We start from the raw sequence: 18,969 nt of genomic DNA, 5'->3' as shown, positions 1-18,969 counted from the left end.
ACTGGGATTTCAATCAATAGCCCCACCGGTGCTAAATAGCAGCCGCATGAGTCATCACTGTCATGAGTAAAACCATCTCTAATCAAACTGTGCAAAATAGCACCGAGCCCTCACCACGCCGGATACGCATGTTGATAGGTATTAGCATTGCCAGCTTCCTCGGCTGTATTGACTTTACCGTGGTAAACACCGCTATCCCGGCTATTGCACAAGATATGAACGCCAGTATCCCCCGTGTCCAATGGGTTGTTTCGCTATTCTTAATGGCGCTATGTGCTTTTATGGTCACCGCTGGCCGATTAGCTGATTTATATGGTCGGCGACGGGTGCTTTATGTGGGAATGATGGTGTTTGGCGTGTCCTCTTTAGGCGCAGGTTTAACCGAAAGTATTGGTGTTCTGAATGGCTGGCGCTTTATTCAGGGGGCCGCCTGTGCCGTTTTGTATACCGTTACAGTGACCATCGTGGCGGACGCTTTTCCTGATCATCAGCGAGGGCGGGCGGTCGGGACATTATTGGGTGTGAATGGGTTAGGGCTGGCGCTCGGGCCGGTACTGGGGGGGATTGTCGTCAGCACTTTAGGGTGGCGCTGGGTCTTTTTATTGAATATCCCCTTAATTTTGCTCAGTTTTGCTTTTTGTCTGGGTAATATCCGAGAATCTCGTTTATCCGAGGGGCGGCCCTTATTGGATATCACCGGCGCGATTTTATTAGTCAGCGCACTGGCCAGCCTACTATTGGGAATTAATCAGGGGGCTGAATGGGGCTGGTTAAGCTATAAAACTCTCTCGATTATTACCCTGGCAATAGTGTTATTCACGGCTTTTTTCCACATTGAAAGCCGGGTCGCTGCGCCGTTGGTCAAACTGAGTTTATTTCGTATTCCAGCGTTTTCTATTGCGTGCCTGGCCAGCGCGTTATTGGCTTTTTTCTATTGTGCGGCATTCTTCCTCATGCCGTTATATTTGGAAGGAACGCGCCATTACAGCGGATTAATATTGGGTTTGCTCTTGTTGCCGACAACCGCCGTAATGGCGCTTATTTCGCCCCTGATTGGCCGCTGGATGGATGCCGCAGGTGCTCGCCCGCCCTTGATTATGGGGTTTATTGCTCTGGCATTATCCGCCGGGTTACAAGCCACTTTCACTCCCAGCAGCGCGCTATGGATAATTATTGCGGCCTTTACCTTAATGGGCATAGGTTGGGGGGCGATCCTCAGTCCAGCGGCCGTTAGCGCTCTCAATGCCGTTTCAGCTGAACAAGGCGGCAGTGCGATGGGAGTGGCCTGGACATTACACAATCTTGGCGGCGCGATGGGTCTTGCCGTCTCAAGCTTGATTTACACCACTTTTTCTCAAGGATATCAATCCGCGATGTTGCTGTTGGTGGCAATCTCAGTGGTGGGACTATTGGCCGTAAGTTGGCGGGGAAAATAGGCCACGGCAACAGTGACCTGAACATATCTATAGCTTGTTCAGATCTTCCGGCGGGCTGAACAGCACAGGGTAGATAGCGCCACCTAAAGCCCCGCCCACCAAAGGGGCTAACCAAAATACCCATAATTGCTGCAAGGCAATACCTCCGGCAAAAATAGCCACACCGGTGCTACGAGCAGGATTTACTGAGGTGTTATCTACTGGAATACTAATTAAATGAATCAATGTATAACACAAGCCAATGACTAAAGGGGCGACAACTGCCGGGGAACTTATCTCCGTCCCCCCCATAATCACCATGACAAAACCCATGGTTAAAACCACCTCGGTCAGCAATACTGAAGGTAAGTTGTAGCCCCCAGGGGAGCGCGTGCCAAAGCCGTTACTGGCGAACCCGGCACTGGCATCAAAGCCAGCTTTGCCGCTGGCGATTAAATATAAAACGGCGGCACCCGCTAATCCCCCAAGCACTTGCGAGAGAATATAAGGCAGTAATTGCGCGCCAGAGAAACGGCCTCCAACCCATAAACCGAGTGATACCGCAGGATTAAAATGCGCACCAGAGATACGCCCTAATGCATAAGACATCGTGACCACCGTCAGCCCGAATGCCAGCGCCACACCGAGAAACCCAATACCCGCCACCGGGTACATTGCCGCCAATACTGTACTGCCACAACCGCCTAACACCAGCCAGAAAGTGCCAATAAACTCAGCCATTAGCTGTTTCATACTGATCGACCTCAGTCCGCTAAATATATTGATAGCAGTTAGCATTGCTGCTAATCAATAACCAATAATGCACACCGGAGAGACCACTTGACGTGTTAGTGTCTGCTTACCCGCGGCTGGTATAAGCTTAGTCACTGAATTTATGTCTATCAGAAAAGATTTCAGATCAAACGATTTTTTGAGAAATGATTAACAAAGGCAATAAATTTTGCGGTGATATTCGGGTGGAATTCACCTGTACGTGGGCCATGGTCTACTATAAATAATCACTCGAACCGCCCTGATAGCCAAGCCCACCCAACCCCATTATAAAGCCGCCCGTTTTCTCCGTACTCTCTTACCTGCCGCCTTAGCGGCCACCTTCACCACCGGCACTGGCATACTTTTGCCCTCCGGCATATCTGGTTGCTCAATGGGGAAAACCGGCAACGCCGCCAGCAAACGCGAACCATAGCCTTTGGTTAATAAACGCCGATCATAGATAACAATTTCACCGTGGCATTGGTTACTGCGAATCAAACGCCCGACCTGCTGTATCAAGTTAAATGAAGCACTTGGCAAACTTTGCACTTCAAACGGATAGCGCTTCAATGACTTAAGCCATTCACCCTCGGTCAAGATAACCGGGCTGTCGATAGGGGGAAATGAAATCTTGTGAATATGAACCTGAGTCAACAATTCCCCTTTCAAATCCAGCCCCTCAGCAAAAGATTGCAAACCAATCAACACACTGGCAGTGCCATTCTTCACCCGCTTACGGTGCTCTTCAACCAGCCGATAGCGCGGTTGATCGCCTTGAACTAACAGCATCAAACGCAGATCTGTAACATGGCTGAGAAAAGTTTGCATCGCCCGATGGCTGCTAAACAGGATCAACATACCTTTATGCCGCCCAGTGGCGTGCTGTGCGCGGAAGAAATGCGCCATTTCAGCCAAATGCTCAGCTTCATGCGCCATAGTCGGCTCAAAGCGCATTTTGGGAATAATCAGCTTCCCTTGATCAATATGATTAAACGGTGATGATAAAGTTTCAAACCGATCTCCGGCCTTTTCACTCAAACCGCTCAATTCCTGCAAACGAGCAAAACTATTGAGTGAGCGCAATGTGGCGGAAGTGACTATGACATGGGGCACTTTGCGCCACAGCATTTTATCCAGTTGATCACTAACACGAATTCCCACGCAGTGAAAATAGAGATGAGTTTGGTTCTCGCGATAATCCCGAGTAATCCACTTGGAAATCGGTGCGTTCGACGCTTTTTCCATCGCGGCCAAGCGCCAAAGCTTGCTCATGGCCTCGAGATAACCCAAAGTCCGGCTCATTTGTAAAATGGCACGATGTAACCGCACAATATCGTGCTTACCGGTTTGTTCGCTCAAATCATTAAGAACAAACTCAGCCAAACCACGTAGGGCATCCGTCAACTTGAATAATTTGGCGCAATCTTCCGTCAAATTGCCCGGTAATTCGCCCATTTCGAAGCGATGTACCGCCGGGTTACCATCAGCGGGTAAAAGCTGACTAACTTGCTGTTCTATACTCAGCATCAGCTCACGCAACTGCTCGCAATGGTCTTTCAAGCGCTCGGGATTCGCCAGGCCCGGTGGGTTTTTCGGCCGGTATTGCACCATGCATTGATCTACCAACCGGACAATCATATCCAATTGCATATTGGCAAAAACAGCGGTGATTTCACCCTCAATTTCTAGCGCATCCCGTGCCACATCGGGCAGATGATGGCCTTCATCCAATACCAACAGCAGCTCTTTGGGATTGGGCAATACGGATTCAGTTTCCAATGCCGCCATGACTAATGCATGGTTGGCGACCACCACATCAGCACTTTCGATTTCTTTGCGGGCAATAAAAAACGGGCACTCACGAAAATAATGGCAATTACGCCCGAGGCAGTTGGCCTTATCGGTACTTAATTTGGCCCACAAACTGTCACTAAGTGATAACTGATGATGGTCACGCAGGCCATCCCAAACATGGCTATTCAAAGACTTAGACAGGGCCAGGCATGTGGCTTGTTCCTCACCATTGGCGGGGGCCAATTCGTCACCGAGAAAAAGTGATAAATCCCCCTGGCCGGAGACATCCGTGCACATCGCCGCCAGATTGCGCGGACACACATACCGCCCGCGCCCAAAGGCACCGGTGAACTTAAGGTCAGGAATAATCTTCTTCAACAGCGGCAAGTCTTTACTGTAAATCTGATCCTGCAACGCCACGTTTGCGGTACTGACCACCAGCGGCTTACTTTCTGCCCGACTAATGGCAATACCGGGGATCAGGTAAGACAGGGTTTTGCCAACGCCGGTCGGGGCCTCAATAGCCAAATGACGGCCCGCATCGCCGGACAGTGTTTTCGCCACTTCAGCTATCATCTGGCGCTGTGGCGCTCGGGGAATAAAGTCCGGGATCTGCTGCGAAAGCGCCTTATACCACTGACTAATTTGTTCTTTTACTGCTGGGGACAACGCCATGCATATCTTATCTAAACTGGATGTTGCCCTATTGTCCCACACCGCAACGCTCACGTCAGCCCGAAAGCACCACATGCATTAGATGATGTGTCAGTTTAGTGCAAATAAAAATGAACAATATTTACGCAAAAACGCAGTTATTTATATTTTGTCATAAATATATCACATAGATGCGGTAAAAATTCTGCGCTGGATGAATTCAGACAGATATTGAATACAGCAAAAAAATTCGACTATTCGCGTCTTTTCAAATAAGAGAAACAGGGCATAAATATGAAACGTAATATTCTGGCAATCCTGATACCGGCTTTATTAGTTGCCACTTCTTCACACGCAGCAGAAATTTATAATAAAGATGGTAATAAACTTGATTTATACGGAAAAGTAAAAGCGCTGCATTACTTCTCTGATAATAATAAAAGTGACGGGGACAAATCTTACGTCCGTTTTGGTTTCAAAGGCGCTACCCAAATCACCGACCAATTGACCGGTTATGGCCAATGGGAATATAACATTGCCGCTAACTACGCTGAAAGCCAGGAAACAAAAGACAACAAAACACGCTTAGCATTTGCGGGTTTACGTTACGGGAAATTAGGCTCAATCGATTATGGTCGTAACTACGGCGTATTATATGACATCGCCGCCTGGACCGATATGCTGCCGGAATTCGGTAATGACAGCTACACCAGAACCGATAACTTCTTGACTGGCCGTACCACTGGCGTAGCGACTTACCGCAACACAGATTTCTTCGGTTTAGTTGATGGCCTGAAATTCTCCCTGCAATATCAGGGGAAGAACGGCAACGAATCTGACAACACCAATGGCCGCGCAGATGCCACCAAACAGAATGGCGACGGCTTCGGTATGTCCTCCAGCTACGCGATTGGCGCAGGTGTCAGTGTAGGTGCGGCTTATGCCTCATCTAACCGCACAACAGCACAGAAAGAAGGTCGATTTGGTAAAGGCGATAAAGCTGATGCCTGGACAACTGGCCTGAAATATGATGATAACGGTGTGTACTTAGGGGCTACTTACGCTGAAACTCGCAATATGACGCCTATTTCTGGCACCGCGGTTATTAATAATATTTCAACTGGTGTAAGTGGTTTTGCTAATAAAACCCAGAACATTGAATTGGTCGCACAATATCAGTTCGATTTCGGTTTAAAACCTTCGTTGGCTTATATTCAGTCTAAAGGAAAAGATATCGAAGGTGTTGGCGATGCTGACTTAGTCAAATACATTGACATCGGCGCTTTATATTACTTCAATAAAAACATGTCAACCTATGTAGATTATAAAATAAACCAGCTGAACAATGATAACAAACTGAAACTGAACACAGATAACGTGGTTGCAGTTGGTCTGGTCTATCAGTTCTAATCGTGACTTATTAGCATTACCCTCATTATTTTATTGTTTGAATGTTTCATCGTGTTTTGTGAATATATTTTATTAGCAGTCATCACATTTTGCCGGGAGATCACTCCCGGTTTTTTTATTATTGATCAATAATCATTTATTAATAGGAATAGATAATAACCCAACGTCACGTAGCACTTCAGTTACCGCGCCGTTTTGTTTTTTCTCCGTTTTACTCGCTATATCAGAAAAATGAGCTTGTTCAATCCACTGTTGATAGCGATTCTCACCCAATGCTTGGTCTGCCTGAACCATCAGAGGAACTAACCGTACACCAATATAATCAAGGCTAGGATAGGGCCATTTACTCTGCTCAACAGAAAAAGGAGCCATAAAATCAAGAGCCTTAATCAAATCACTGCCATTCGGGGTTTGATAATGCCACAAGCCAACGTGAACTTTATCAGCCAATCGGGCCATCAATACAGCAGCCTGTAAACTAAAATAGCTGTAGTGGAAAGAGCGCGTCCGCGCTAACTCTAGCGGTTGGGATCCATCTGCCGCTAATTGAACATTCAGTTTGGCTTTCAACAAATTCGCCATCTCAACCACGGTCTGGGTCTGTTGCAGATACCAGGCGATACCCGCCACTTGCACTGCATACCAATTACCGTGATTATTCAGAGCCACAGCTTCTTTTTTACCTGCCGGACTCTGTTGGAGCCACTGTAGATACACCATCATCCATTGCCTAATGTCCTTTTCATCTTGCGCTGTCCAGCGCTTATTTTGCTGTAACATTATCAGTGAATCGATAATGCGAGTGGCAAAATAGCGCCCGTCCAAGACGCCGGTTCCGCGCCCTGCGGCAATGCCCGGTACACCTTGAGCAAAATTGAGATTAGGGTTCATGCGAGTATCCGGGTCAATGAACCATGTTCGAATCATGCTGATGGCTTTATCGGCATATTGCTGTTGACCGGAAAAATACCAAGCCAATGTTAATGTTTGCACCTGAGCTGTAAAATCCGCCAAACGTACACCATCACTCTCTTCATTTTTACTGGCGGGGTTAATTTGCCCGTCTTTATGTTTCCAGGGTAAACCGTCCTTTTTTTGACTATCCGGCCACCAATATGCACTGAGACTCAGATAGTCATGTTTAGAGCCACTGGGCGGTACTCTGTTTTTATCCATAACACCAGGGTCTGGCTGCTTTAGCGCTTTATCCGCTTGCTGCAATAACTGGCGATAGGCCTGCTGGGTTGCCACCGGCATCAGCCCCCGCCCTTTCGTCTTATCTTCCGCGATAACCCGTTGGTTATGCTGCAACATACTGGCGGATAAAAAGGCGTATTCACTCTGTGCTGCCTCGGCGATGGGCATAAAAAACAGTGCCAGCAGTACCGCCAGGACGGAATAAGAACGTGTCAGATTAATAATACACATCCTAATCTGGCTCCCCATCAGCAAATGTATTGCTCCCATAAACCACTCACCTTGTCTGATAATTGTCATATAGGCTCAGTTGAGTATCCTGATTTTATGCATCATGCCTGAAGCAATTTTTGCTTTCTTAAGAAGAGTAGGTTTTGTCACTGCTTATTAACCCAACCGTTGTTAACCATAAGAATAACCCTCTGTTTTAACAAAAATTTTAGACGAAAAATTAAAACGTAAATAAATGATAAAAACCTTTGCTAACGACAGCTATTCTCATGTTTACTGGTACATCTCTGTTTTATTGTTCCTTTCTTATTGAATAACTATGCTGAAGCAAAATAGCCGTAATCTGTGGTTGCTGGTCGGTTCACTTTTCACCTTATACTTCGTCTGGGGTTCTACTTATCTGGTCATTCGCATCGGAGTCGAAAGCTGGCCACCGTTGATGATGGCGGGATTACGCTATCTGATTGCCGGGGTATTATTGTTCAGCTTCCTGGCTATTCGTGGCCATGCCCTCCCCACTTTTCGCCAATGGATGGGTGCCAGCGCAATTGGTGTTTTATTATTAGCTATCGGCAATGGGTTGGTCACCATTGCAGAACACCAGCATGTTCCCTCCGGTATTGCCGCCGTCATGGTCGCGACCGTTCCATTATTCACTTTGTGTTTCAGTATGTTATGGGGGATGCGTAATACTAAACTGGAGTGGTCAGGTATTGCACTTGGGTTAGTCGGTATTATATTGCTCAATACCGGCAGTAACTTATTAGGCAATCCACTGGGCGCGATGCTGATATTACTGGCTTCTGCCAGTTGGGCATTCGGCTCAGTATGGAGCTCACGACTCGCGTTACCCAATGGGCCGATGTCCGGTGCGGCGCAAATGCTGGTCGCTGGCGTTATTCTGCTGCTTGCCAGTACGCTAAGTGGTGAAGAACTAACCCAAACGCCCTCAATGGCGGGTATCCTGTCACTACTTTACTTGATTGTTTTTGGCTCAATGCTTGCCATCAGTGCTTATATGTTCCTACTGAAAAATGTCCGCCCAGCAGTGGCAACCAGTTATGCCTATGTAAACCCAGTCGTTGCGGTATTATTGGGCATTGGTTTTGCTGGTGAAAGTTTATCTACCCGGGAATGGTGGGCATTAGCCGTCATTGTTTCTGCGGTGGTTTTGGTAACCTTAGGGAAATTTCTGTTTAAATCTCGTTAATCTCTATGCTCTAAATAACCCGAGTTGCGGGAAGGCGGTAATAGAATGGCAAATTGGTTGTAAACCATTTTGACCAGCGTTGGCGCTGACCCGCAGGGCGGGCCGAGTAACGAAAAAAACCAACGTACATGCAAGCTTGAAGTATGACGAGTTTATACAGCAAGAATGCAACATGGTTGTTTCATTTAGTAAACGGGTTATAATTCACGCTGTTTAGATAAAAAGTGAAAATAATTATGCTGAGAAAAACACTCATTATTCTGATTGCAGTCATGGCTCTGAGTTCATTAGGCGGCGTTTTTCTGGCTGGGTTGAACATTTATACCCGTTCAACAACCCCACATGAAACTGAAACCACGGAATCAAGTCCATTGTCTGATATTGGCCCTGCGGGCTTGTCCAACAATGGTCAGGAATCACCGTAAGCACCCATCCAATAGCGGCGTTTCTGCTGCCAAAAAGTTTGCAAGCCCCTGACCCGTTCAAACACCTGCGAGCCTTGGGGGCATTATGGCCTCTGTCTTAACCTATATCACCGAGAATCAGCTCTTCCCTACTAGCTGTTTTAAAGAGTGAACACACCTAATTCAGCAGCCTTTTCTTCCATCTGCTTAATAACGTTATAGGCTGACCAAGGTAAGACGCTAAACCCGTTAATCAATAGCATAGCTTTAGCTGAGGTCGCCTCTGGCGAATTGATTGTAGCTCTAATGGCCTGACGTATCTGGATAAGCTCTTTTTCAGATGTTGTTACCGAGGTAATAAGGGGTAACCCAGGTACGGCATCAGTTTTCGCGATAATCTTTAATCCGACAACGGCTGATGGATCATCACGCTGTAATAATGCGAAGCTCACACAATCTATCGCAGCAATATCTGCTTGCCGTTGTTGAATCATTTCAATTGAACGATAGTGACTACCCGAAGCTATACTGCGCGAAAAGAACCCCCCATTAACCGCCAATGGGGCAATCAAAGTACGTAATGCATTATATCCGGAGTGGGAGTTTGTGCTGTTGTAGACAACTGTCCGATGACGAAAGTCAGACAGTTGCTCGCCTTGTTCATCGTCACGAACGACCACTAAACTACGGTAGTACTCACCTGAACAATAAGGTGATTGATAACTGAATACCCCAACCAACCGTACCTGCTGTTGCAGTTGAGTCACCAGAGGAAAACCACAGGTCTGACTCAAAAGCAGTGTAGGGTCACGCCAATGTTGCAATAAATCTAAAGGCCAGAGTAACTGTTCACTTACTCCAGAGACACCATGGCCGCGCAATTGTTGCAACAACAATTGCCAAAGAGGCTGGACATCTTGTTCCAGCCGAACCCCATACATGGGCAGTGAAATCATGATAGGCACCTACTTAAGAAGAGCCGCAGACTGGAGGATCAGTTATGTTTTACGACAGGGAGAGATTGTAATTCCCGCCAACGAGACAAACGCCGGTTCCAACGGGTAAAAATCATATCCGTAATAATTGCCAATAAGGCGACTACAATCGCACCCTGAATAACATAAGCAGTATTAAAACCGCTCAGTCCGATAATAATCGGGGAACCTAGCGTTTTCGTCCCGACAGTTGAAGCAATAGCAGCAGTACCAATATTGATAATGACTGACGTCCGGATGCCCGCAACAATAACCGGTGCAGCCAAAGGCAATTCTACACGCCATAAAATCTGCCGGGCGTTCATCCCCACACCTTCCGCTACCTCGCGGATATCCCTGGAAACAGACTCAACCCCCGTAATAGTCCCTTGTAAAATAGGTAATAAACCATAAAGTACTAAGGCAATAATGGCAGGCTTTTCGCTAAAGCCCATCACTGGGACGGCAATAGCGAGCACCGCAACAGGTGGAAATGTCTGCCCCATCGCGACAATAGTTTCTACCACCGAACGAAACTCTTTCCCTGCCGGGCGAGTCACACCAATACCTGCGCTAACCCCAATGAAAATAGCAATAATACTGGAAACCAGCACCAAAAAAACATGGGCGACGACCAGTGACCAAAATGTATCCTGCACATAAATAGGTCTGTCGAGATCAGGGAATAACGCCGAAAAAATGCCGCCCAAGGAGGTCATACCAAAAACCAGACCGGCCAGTAAGAGTAATGCCCAACAAAGAGGATCTTTTAAACAATATAATAATCCTGATTTGAGCTTCTCCAGAGGGAGCGCTTTCACATCACCCGTTTTGACAGCTGTCGGTTTCATGAGCCCCCCTCATCCGCATCGGCTATCAGATCTGCAAAGTAAAGCACCCCCAATGATTGCCCATGTTCATCAGCGACCAGTAATTTATCTGTCTGACGCGACACAAACAGGGAGAGTGCTTCACGCAAACTAGTCGTACCGAGTATTGGTTGCCCAACCAAAGTTTCACCACGCCTAACACGTTGTTCAGCCCGCCCAAGCGATAACAGCTTAATACCAAGATCACTGCGACCAAAGAAATCACGAACAAAGTCATTCGCGGGCTGAGTTAACATTTCAATGGGTGTTCCTTGCTGTATAACTCGCCCACCATCCATCAATACTATGCGATCAGCCAAACTCAAAGCTTCATCAATATCATGAGTGACAAGAACAATAGTCCGACCCGATAACTGGTGAATACGACTAATTTCGAACTGCAATGCTGAACGTGTCACTGGGTCTAATGCACCAAATGGCTCGTCCATCAACAAGACTTCTGGATCTGCCGCCAAAGCTCGGGCAACACCTACCCGCTGTTGCTGTCCGCCTGACAATTGATGAGGATAGCGATGAAGAAACTGTTCGGGATCCAGATGCAATAACTCAAGCAATTCAATAACCCGTTGACGGATGCGCTCCTGGGGCCATTTGAGCAATTGCGGTACAGTGCCAATATTGCGTTCCACAGTCCAATGGGGGAATAAGCCTATTGATTGGATGGCATACCCCATGCGTCGCCGTATATCTTCAGGCTTATAATTACGAATTTCTTCACCAGCAAAATGGATCTCCCCCTCATCATGTTCGATAAGCCGATTAATCATTTTTAATGTGGTCGACTTACCGGAACCCGAGGTACCAATCAGCACCGTAAATTCCCCTTTAGCAATCTGTAACGTTAGGTTATCTACTGCCCGTTTGCCGGCAAAATATTTAGTTACCTGATGGAAATGAATCATCGATGCGAAGTATCCATAAAAATAACGATGAATTTAAACAGCGAATCAACTACTACCGCCATCACTATCACGGGGATTACGCCCAATAACACCAAATCCAATGCACTGCTCAGTAAACCTTGAAATACAATCGCGCCCAATCCACCGGCCCCAATCAACGCAGCGACAACGGCCAAGCCGACGGTTTGCACAGCAATAATACGAACTCCGGATAAAATAAATGGCATTGCAATCGGGATCTGAACCCGAAAGAACAGCTGAGTGCGGGTCATCCCCATCCCTCGCGCCGATTCAACAACACTGTCAGGCACGGCCTCTAACCCGGCAACTACATTGCGTACTAATGGTAATAAAGCATAAAGCACAAGTGCGATAATCGCTGGCGCTAACCCGATACCACTCACCCCATGGTCTGCCAACCAGGGAATAGCCGCAGCCAACCCTGCCAAAGGTGCAATCAACAAACCAAACAAAGCAATGGATGGAATAGTTTGAATAATATTCAATGTTGAAAAAATAGTGCCTTGAAAACGATGAGAGCGAAAGCAGAATAGACCAAGGGGAATACCCAAGAGTACAGCGGGTATCAGTGTTGCCAACAAAATTTGAAGGTGTCGCCATAATGCATCATCAAATACGTCTTGCCGATTAACGTACTCTTTCATTAATGACAATTGATCAAGTTGCCCGGTTGCCAACAACAGTACAACTGGTAGAACTAACAAAATATTTGCCAAACTGCGCCAAACAGGATTCACAATCGCACGGGACAAGCTATCGACAGCAATTAATATGCTCATCCCACTCATCAACCAAAACCCACTACCAAGTGACGTGCGAGCGAGGCTTTCTTCGCCACCAGCAAGTTGTGTCGCTGTTGTTCCTGCCAGTAACAACAAGCCGAACAACAGTATTTCGGCTATTAAAACTGTTGACCAAAACACCACAGTATTTTGTTTAAAGAATGCAAAAGTAGATAGCATCAATATCGGCACTAATAACCACCAAACAGGCCCAGCTATCAATGATACTAATGAAATGCCCTGACCAGAGATCAACCGATTCGGTGCATGGCTCACAAAGGAAAAGCCTACCCCCGATAAAATCATCAAAAGAACCAGCGCCAGCAGAACTCGGTTTTTTACAACCATACACCCCATCTCCCTGACAGATAATCTTTTTATAACAATAGATTATCTGTTTATTTGATGGTGCTATAGGATATGAAATAGATACCTACAGTACCATCCCTGATATACATCACTATCCTTTAACAAACCCTTTTTCTTTCAGGTAATTGGCCGCAACTTTCTTCGCATCCTGACCTTCTACTGCAATGCGAGCATTCAGTTTTTGTAAGGTTGCACTATCAAGTGTGGCAAATACAGGATCAAGCAAAGCAGGGATATTAGGATGCGCTTTCAGTGTGGCTTCACGGATTATTGGGGTTGGCGCATAGATAGGTTGTACACCTTTAGTATCTTCCAATGTTCGCAGCCCTAATGCAGCGACCGGACCATCAGTTCCATACGCCATGGCGGCGTTAACTCCAGAGGTTTGCTCGGCAGCTGCTTTAATTGTTACCGCAGTGTCACCACCTGCCAATGATAGCAATTGGTCTTGATTCAATTTGAAACCATATGCTTGTTGGAAAGCTGGCAGGGCATCAGGTCTTTCAATAAATTCAGCTGAGGCAGCCAATTTGAATTTGCCACCCGCATTTATCCATTTGCCTAAATCATCTAATGTTTTCAAATTATTCGCATTAGCTAGATCCTGGCGAATAGCAATGGTCCACGTGTTGTTCGCCGGAGCGGGTGAAAGCCACACCAGTTTATTCTTGTCATAATCCAATTTCTTTACTTTTTCATAGCCTGCTTTTGCATCTTTCCAGGCAGGATCTTTTTCATCAGAGAAGAAAAAAGCACCGTTACCCGTGTATTCAGGGTAAATATCAATCTCACCAGCGGTGATAGCTCCACGCACCACTTTGGTAGTGCCCAACTGGGATTTATTGGTTGTTTTAATTCCATTAGCATCAAGAACCTGCACTATAATATTGCCCAGCAATGAGCCTTCGGTATCAATTTTTGAGCCAACACGGACAGTATCAGCAGCCTGTGATGCTCCAGCCGATACAGCCAACATTACTGTGGCTAACGCAAAAATCCGGCTACGGGTTAGGGTCTTTGCCATGCTTTACCTCTATGTGCTCAAGGGTTAATGAAAGTTATCTCGTTAATGTTTGTAAAATACCTATGCCAAAAAAGCATAAAAACAAAACCATTAACAAATCAGCAACCATATTAGATTTAGTCAAAAATAAACCAAATAACCAATTGATATTAAATATATTATTCAAGCCACTCTAAGCTAGAAGGCTAATCTATCTTATGCATAACAGTATGATAGCTAAGTATTTAAAAGAGTTTTGCTGCTAAAATTAACCGTTAAGATTACACAATTAACTGTATATAACAACAGTAAAATACGGTTAAATGAAAACATGCCCTATGGTTTGTAGGTATCCCAACGGCCTCGCTTTCACTTTGATAAGCGCTTTAGACTGACTCAGACCGCCTATCTCCACTGTCAATCACAGTGTCTTGTATCCTCTCAGTCAGAGCTTTATTTTCACTATCGTAAAAGGGATGGGTTTCTATCTCCAAAGCTGTAAAAACAAATGCTTCGAACCATTCAGTATAGCCGTTCACCACGAATTGCTCGCTGCGATGTTGATATTGAACCCGATTTTCCAGATAAATCTGGCGTAACCCATACCAAGGTAAAGCGGGTAAATCATGATGGACCAGATGATAGTTGAGGTTTAAAAATAGTAGACGCCACGGCCATGCCGCCTCATTTAAAGTAGAACGTGCTGCACTATTTTCAGCTGCACGATGCTCAAAAAAGGATCTAATTTTAGTCAGACTGAGCGCTGGATAGCTAATCACCAAAATATAGAAAATAGCCGAAATACCATAACCCGCCATCCAGTGAAACAATAAGCCAAGTAAGCCAAAATGAACCAACCACATTGCCATGGCAGGGCGATCGCCCGTAATAAATGCACTGATTGCATTGCGGATAGTGTCAATGATATCCAGTGCTGGCCCTAGAATTAATCGGCCAATAAAAGTATTGTTAATACGCACAATGCTTTTGAATAATGGGGGAAAACGCTGCCATTGTTCAGCAGTATAATAATAACACTCTGGATCTTTTTCTGGATGAGTCAAGTCTTCGTCTTTGTGGTGTTGAATATGGGAATCACGATAAAGACCATAGGGATACCAAACTGCTAATGGCAAAGTCCCTAATAGCTGATTAACTCGTCGCCAGCGAGTTGGATGGCCGTGGATCAGTTCATGTTGTAGCGACATATACCACGCGCTTAACAATATTAGCAATGTACTACCAAGCACTGGGCCCAATTGTTGCCAGTAAATAACGCAGGCAAACCAGCCAGTATAAATAATCGTAATCAATATCCAGGTAGGCAATTCCAACCGCCATACCCAAGAACGAGATAACAATTTTATCCGTGCCCGTTGCCGCTCGCTAAGGTAATAAGCGGCTCCGGCTTCACGGTGATTCAATTTGGTATCAGTAGAAGACATATTAAAAGCTCATACTTGGCATAATTCCGGCCAGTATCAACTTAATGATCTCTGCTGCTAACTAACTTAAAATACTATGTAAATCTGAGAATGAGATAATCACCCTTTATATGGATGTCACAAAAGTCGCAAAGCGGTGAACAATTAGCGGCCATAGCAATCTTCTATAACATTAACCCAACGCAGTTCCTTCGCTGAAATAGCAATAGCGTCTAGTACTCTGGAGACTTTCCACCCTTCGTCGAAATCCGGCCACATACGATCTCCGGCAGCAATTCCATTAATTAAATCGCGGATCTCTACCGTTTTTTGGTCATTAAATCCAATACCATGCCCAGAACTCACACAAAATGCTGCGTAGTCCGGGTGCAATGGCCCTGTAAGTAGTGTTTTAAATCCTTGTCTGGACTGTGGTTCATCATGCCGATAGAGCTGTAATTCCGCCATGCGCTCTTGGGAATAACTAATTGTGCCCTTGGTTCCGGTGACCACATAGGTCAAGCCCATTTTGCGACCACATGCAATACGTGAGGTCTCTATGGTCCCCATCGCCCCATTAACAAAACGCACGAGAGCTCCTGCTTGATCTTCATTTTCTACCGTCCGTAATAAAGAGGGATTTTTCGGGTCGGGCCGCTGTTTAATGACGGTCTGCATATCCCCACATACACTAGTGATATTACCCACTAAATAATGGGCCATATTGACTATATGGGCAGCTAAATCGCCCAATGCTCCTAGCCCTGCCTGCGCCTTAGTACAGTGCCAATCTAACGGTGTCTGCGGGTCTGCCAGATAATCTTCATTATGGGTGCCATAAAAATGCACGATATCACCAATCTCACCATTGGCAATAATCTCCCGTGCTAACTGACTGGTGGGATTCTTTATATAATTAAATCCCACTAGCGTTTTCACACCTTTTTCACGCGCCGCTTCAGCCATTTCTTTAGCATCTTCTGCATTAAGAGCCAGAGGCTTTTCGGAATAAACATGCTTGCCATGGCTTATGGCCGCGAGAGCAATTTCCTTGTGTAAGAAATTTGGTGCACAAATATCTACTACATCAATAACGGGATCAACTACCAATTCTTGCCAATTTGCAGTCGATCGGGAGAAACCAAACTCAGCAGCACGTTGCCGGGCCAATTCAGGCGTGACTTCTGCCAGCATTTCTAATACCGGTACCCCTTTTAAAGGAAAAACAGTTGCAACCTGTGCATAAGCAATCGCATGGCAACGACCAATATAGCCGGTGCCGATGAGGCCTATTCGGACCTTTTGCATTTTATTCCCCTATCTGTCTAAGATTAAGTCCACATCCAAGAACTTTCCATGTTAATGGTTATACGAAACTAAAATTTCATTATCAAGCGGACAATGAAATTAAAAATCCTTTTTGCGAAGCAGTGCAATTAATCGCTTAAATGCGATGAAAACTTACATTAAAAAGTATTAAATCTCATCACCCATCTCACAAAACTAAATTATAAAATGCAAAAAATTAATTATTTATTTTCTTTTATCGTAATAATGAAAAAAACATCTCAATTTTCGAGGCGTTACGCATCACTGATTACTCGAGGTTTCAATACTGTCATTTCGTTATATAGTAAGTACCGCGATGAAGCATTTAACTAAGCTGCTTCTGTATAACTTTGACAGGAAATTGGCAATGAACTCACCTTTTCTGGTAACACCACAATGGCTGGCAGATCATATTGATGATATCGATATCACTATTCTGGATGCCAGAATGTCACCGCCCGGATTATCCCCTAAGAGAAATATTCAGGCCGAGTTTGAGCAAGCACATATTCCTGGGGCTGTTTACTTTGAAATTGATGCAGTTGCAGATAGCAGCACCGATTTACCTCATATGTTGCCAGCTCCACAAGTATTCAGTGAGATGGTTGGCCAACTAGGGATCAATGAGCAGCAAACCCTGGTCATTTATGATGATGGCAATTTTTTTTCAGCACCGCGAGTTTGGTGGACATTCCGTATATTTGGTGCCAAAAATGTATATATATTGGCGGGTGGCTTTAGTGGGTGGCAGCAGGCAGGTTTCGCATTAGAGAGCGGCCCGACATACCCAACACCTCAAACCTTCAAAGCAATATTCAATGGTGTTGCAGTCAAAAGTGTTGATGACGTTTTAGCCGCACTAGGGAACAATGACATACAAATTATAGATGCTCGCCCGGCTGGCCGATTTAAAGCACAAGATCCAGAGCCGCGCCCCGGTCTACAGATGGGCCGTATTCCAGGCAGTATAAATGTGCCTTGGGGAAGGCTGATTGAAAATGGCAATCTGAAATCACCACAGGAACTAAAGAATATTTTTGTCACCCACGGTGTGGATTTAACCAAACCCATTATTACCAGCTGTGGCTCGGGGGTTACAGCTGCGGTGATTGTTCTGGGATTAGCTGCAGTAAATGCAACGTCGGTATCTTTATATGATGGCTCTTGGGCCGAATGGGGATCATCAGATTCGCTACCAATCGATAATACTCGACTGCCATAAAGTTACTTAAATAGCAGCCAGGATACGGATACTATCAAGTTCGATACTAGTACCGTGTCCTCCCACTCTAGATCAAAATAAAACGAAGTTTGAATTCTTGGACATTGCTATTCTAAATATTATTACTATGCAAACAATTTCGTAAAGTCTCATTAGCCATGTGCAATTCAATATATAACGTAAAATACTTCACCGCCCTACGATTTTCTAACAATAGATATTCATCAACAGGAATGAGGATTGTATTTAATTAAAAAAGACATAAAGTTGAGATTTCAAATATATTAAAATATAATAAAATAAATTTAAATAAGAAAGGAATAGCATGATGCCAATCCTTTCTTACTTGCAATTAATATTAGCCTTTTATATTAAAATAATTATTTTTTAGGGCCACGGATACGCAATGTCAAACCTTTCAGGAAATAACGTAATACCTGATCACCACAAGGGCGGAAGTTTTTGCTGCCTTCTTTACGGAACAATGCATTTAACTCAGGCTTAGATACTGGGAATTCGACCGCGTTGAAAACATCGTGCATATCGGTATCTTTCAATTCAAATGCCACACGCAGTTTTTTTAGCACGATATTGTTCGTAATGACCGGCTCTACCGCTGGCGCTGGGAACTTATCATCCTTACCACGTCTAAAGAAAATCAGGCCATTGAGGAAATGTGCCATCACCAAATCAGGGCAATCCTGATATCCGGCTTCGTCTTCTTTTTTAAGAAAATTAACGACATCCGCATTGTCCACGTCAAAATCAGCCAGCTTAATGATCTCTGTTATCTTGGTATCGTTTACGTTAAGCATATAGCGAACACTACGGAGCACATCGTTGTTGATCATATTACTGCCCTATTCCTATTATTTAGATTAGGCGCGCGCGAATATCGCAAGAAAAAAATCGTCTTTAACGCCTAGCGGGCAGTATTGTATAGATCAACACCGATTTTCTCAAT

16 protein-coding genes are annotated in these 18,969 nt (G+C 45.2%); 5 read left to right on the top strand and 11 right to left on the bottom strand.

All coding sequences use genetic code 11. The features are described from left to right. Nucleotides 1-62 precede the first annotated feature (62 nt). The gene (locus tag DX162_RS13005) at nt 63-1,436 is read left to right on the top strand and encodes an MFS transporter (RefSeq protein ID WP_004391498.1); all 1,374 of its coding nucleotides are present in this window, start codon (nt 63-65) and stop codon (nt 1,434-1,436) included. A gap of 27 nt (nt 1,437-1,463) precedes the next feature. Here the strand turns inward: DX162_RS13005 and aqpZ are convergent, their stop codons facing one another. Continuing rightward, nucleotides 1,464-2,168: an aquaporin Z gene (gene aqpZ, locus DX162_RS13000; RefSeq protein ID WP_004391499.1), complete on the bottom strand. Its 705-nt coding sequence runs from the start codon at nt 2,166-2,168 to the stop codon at nt 1,464-1,466. Nucleotides 2,169-2,474: 306 nt separating this feature from the next. Beyond that, on the bottom strand, nt 2,475-4,658 hold the full coding sequence (dinG, locus tag DX162_RS12995) for an ATP-dependent DNA helicase DinG (protein WP_004391500.1): 2,184 nt from the start codon (nt 4,656-4,658) through the stop codon (nt 2,475-2,477). A 273-nt stretch (nt 4,659-4,931) separates the two neighbouring features. Here dinG and ompF2 point away from each other — a divergent pair, with 273 nt between their 5' ends. After that, the gene (gene ompF2, locus DX162_RS12990; protein WP_004391501.1) at nt 4,932-6,047 is read left to right on the top strand and encodes a porin OmpF2; all 1,116 of its coding nucleotides are present in this window, start codon (nt 4,932-4,934) and stop codon (nt 6,045-6,047) included. Between the two features lie 132 nt (nt 6,048-6,179). Here the strand turns inward: ompF2 and DX162_RS12985 are convergent, their stop codons facing one another. Continuing rightward, nucleotides 6,180-7,493: an alginate lyase family protein gene (locus DX162_RS12985; RefSeq protein ID WP_086017138.1), complete on the bottom strand. Its 1,314-nt coding sequence runs from the start codon at nt 7,491-7,493 to the stop codon at nt 6,180-6,182. Nucleotides 7,494-7,794: 301 nt separating this feature from the next. On the opposite strand from DX162_RS12985, the gene yedA reads away from it, so the two are divergent. Together yedA and DX162_RS12975 are read left to right on the top strand one after the other, a co-directional pair. Continuing rightward, nucleotides 7,795-8,685 carry a drug/metabolite exporter YedA gene (gene yedA, locus DX162_RS12980; protein WP_004391503.1) on the top strand — a complete coding sequence of 297 codons (891 nt, stop codon included), beginning with the start codon at nt 7,795-7,797 and terminating at the stop codon, nt 8,683-8,685. Nucleotides 8,686-8,921: 236 nt separating this feature from the next. After that, entirely contained in the window at nt 8,922-9,110 is a 189-nt protein-coding gene (locus DX162_RS12975; protein ID WP_032820269.1) for a hypothetical protein, read from the top strand. Nucleotides 9,111-9,250: 140 nt separating this feature from the next. On the opposite strand, the gene DX162_RS12965 is transcribed toward DX162_RS12975, so the two are convergent. From DX162_RS12965 to DX162_RS12935, 7 genes are all read right to left on the bottom strand, one after another. Then, nucleotides 9,251-10,045 carry a phosphate/phosphite/phosphonate ABC transporter substrate-binding protein gene (locus tag DX162_RS12965; RefSeq protein WP_004391505.1) on the bottom strand — a complete coding sequence of 265 codons (795 nt, stop codon included), beginning with the start codon at nt 10,043-10,045 and terminating at the stop codon, nt 9,251-9,253. A 38-nt stretch (nt 10,046-10,083) separates the two neighbouring features. Continuing rightward, nucleotides 10,084-10,782: an ABC transporter permease gene (locus DX162_RS12960; RefSeq protein WP_080548324.1), complete on the bottom strand. Its 699-nt coding sequence runs from the start codon at nt 10,780-10,782 to the stop codon at nt 10,084-10,086. Nucleotides 10,783-10,910: 128 nt separating this feature from the next. Continuing rightward, nucleotides 10,911-11,855 carry an ABC transporter ATP-binding protein gene (locus DX162_RS12955; RefSeq protein WP_032820272.1) on the bottom strand — a complete coding sequence of 315 codons (945 nt, stop codon included), beginning with the start codon at nt 11,853-11,855 and terminating at the stop codon, nt 10,911-10,913. After that, nucleotides 11,852-13,006, bottom strand: a complete 1,155-nt coding sequence (locus DX162_RS12950) for an ABC transporter permease (protein ID WP_004391508.1) — start codon at nt 13,004-13,006, stop codon at nt 11,852-11,854. Before DX162_RS12950 ends, DX162_RS12955 begins: the two co-directional genes overlap by 4 nt. A gap of 112 nt (nt 13,007-13,118) precedes the next feature. Beyond that, a complete protein-coding gene (osmF, locus tag DX162_RS12945; protein WP_004391509.1) occupies nt 13,119-14,051 on the bottom strand; it encodes a glycine betaine ABC transporter substrate-binding protein OsmF in 933 nt (310 codons plus the stop codon). A gap of 365 nt (nt 14,052-14,416) precedes the next feature. Then, a complete protein-coding gene (locus DX162_RS12940) occupies nt 14,417-15,475 on the bottom strand; it encodes a fatty acid desaturase (RefSeq protein ID WP_004391512.1) in 1,059 nt (352 codons plus the stop codon). Between the two features lie 144 nt (nt 15,476-15,619). Next, nucleotides 15,620-16,762 (bottom strand): Gfo/Idh/MocA family protein, encoded by a 1,143-nt coding sequence (locus tag DX162_RS12935; protein ID WP_004391513.1) that lies wholly within the window; start codon nt 16,760-16,762, stop codon nt 15,620-15,622. A 388-nt stretch (nt 16,763-17,150) separates the two neighbouring features. On the opposite strand from DX162_RS12935, the gene sseA reads away from it, so the two are divergent. Further along, complete coding sequence (gene sseA, locus DX162_RS12930) at nt 17,151-18,005, top strand: 3-mercaptopyruvate sulfurtransferase (RefSeq protein ID WP_098081206.1); 855 nt, start codon at nt 17,151-17,153, stop codon at nt 18,003-18,005. Nucleotides 18,006-18,385: 380 nt separating this feature from the next. Here sseA and DX162_RS12925 read toward each other — a convergent pair whose 3' ends face one another. Then, nucleotides 18,386-18,856: a YehS family protein gene (locus DX162_RS12925; protein WP_032820273.1), complete on the bottom strand. Its 471-nt coding sequence runs from the start codon at nt 18,854-18,856 to the stop codon at nt 18,386-18,388. Nucleotides 18,857-18,969 lie beyond the last annotated feature (113 nt).

Origin of the sequence: Yersinia kristensenii (assembly GCF_900460525.1) — a bacterium.
Lineage (GTDB): Bacteria > Pseudomonadota > Gammaproteobacteria > Enterobacterales > Enterobacteriaceae > Yersinia > Yersinia kristensenii.
Note: the sequence above shows the minus strand (reverse complement) of the source record. Positions and strands in the feature narration are given on the sequence as shown.

Coding starts and splice junctions, on each gene's coding strand:
- DX162_RS13005 (WP_004391498.1), top strand. CDS start 63: ATGAGTAAAACCATCTCTAATCAAACTGTGCAAAATAGCACCGAGCCC.
- aqpZ (WP_004391499.1), bottom strand. CDS start 2,168: ATGAAACAGCTAATGGCTGAGTTTATTGGCACTTTCTGGCTGGTGTTA.
- dinG (WP_004391500.1), bottom strand. CDS start 4,658: ATGGCGTTGTCCCCAGCAGTAAAAGAACAAATTAGTCAGTGGTATAAG.
- ompF2 (WP_004391501.1), top strand. CDS start 4,932: ATGAAACGTAATATTCTGGCAATCCTGATACCGGCTTTATTAGTTGCC.
- DX162_RS12985 (WP_086017138.1), bottom strand. CDS start 7,493: ATGGGGAGCCAGATTAGGATGTGTATTATTAATCTGACACGTTCTTAT.
- yedA (WP_004391503.1), top strand. CDS start 7,795: ATGCTGAAGCAAAATAGCCGTAATCTGTGGTTGCTGGTCGGTTCACTT.
- DX162_RS12975 (WP_032820269.1), top strand. CDS start 8,922: ATGCTGAGAAAAACACTCATTATTCTGATTGCAGTCATGGCTCTGAGT.
- DX162_RS12965 (WP_004391505.1), bottom strand. CDS start 10,045: ATGATTTCACTGCCCATGTATGGGGTTCGGCTGGAACAAGATGTCCAG.
- DX162_RS12960 (WP_080548324.1), bottom strand. CDS start 10,782: ATGACCTCCTTGGGCGGCATTTTTTCGGCGTTATTCCCTGATCTCGAC.
- DX162_RS12955 (WP_032820272.1), bottom strand. CDS start 11,855: ATGATTCATTTCCATCAGGTAACTAAATATTTTGCCGGCAAACGGGCA.
- DX162_RS12950 (WP_004391508.1), bottom strand. CDS start 13,006: ATGGTTGTAAAAAACCGAGTTCTGCTGGCGCTGGTTCTTTTGATGATT.
- osmF (WP_004391509.1), bottom strand. CDS start 14,051: ATGGCAAAGACCCTAACCCGTAGCCGGATTTTTGCGTTAGCCACAGTA.
- DX162_RS12940 (WP_004391512.1), bottom strand. CDS start 15,475: ATGTCTTCTACTGATACCAAATTGAATCACCGTGAAGCCGGAGCCGCT.
- DX162_RS12935 (WP_004391513.1), bottom strand. CDS start 16,762: ATGCAAAAGGTCCGAATAGGCCTCATCGGCACCGGCTATATTGGTCGT.
- sseA (WP_098081206.1), top strand. CDS start 17,151: ATGAACTCACCTTTTCTGGTAACACCACAATGGCTGGCAGATCATATT.
- DX162_RS12925 (WP_032820273.1), bottom strand. CDS start 18,856: ATGATCAACAACGATGTGCTCCGTAGTGTTCGCTATATGCTTAACGTA.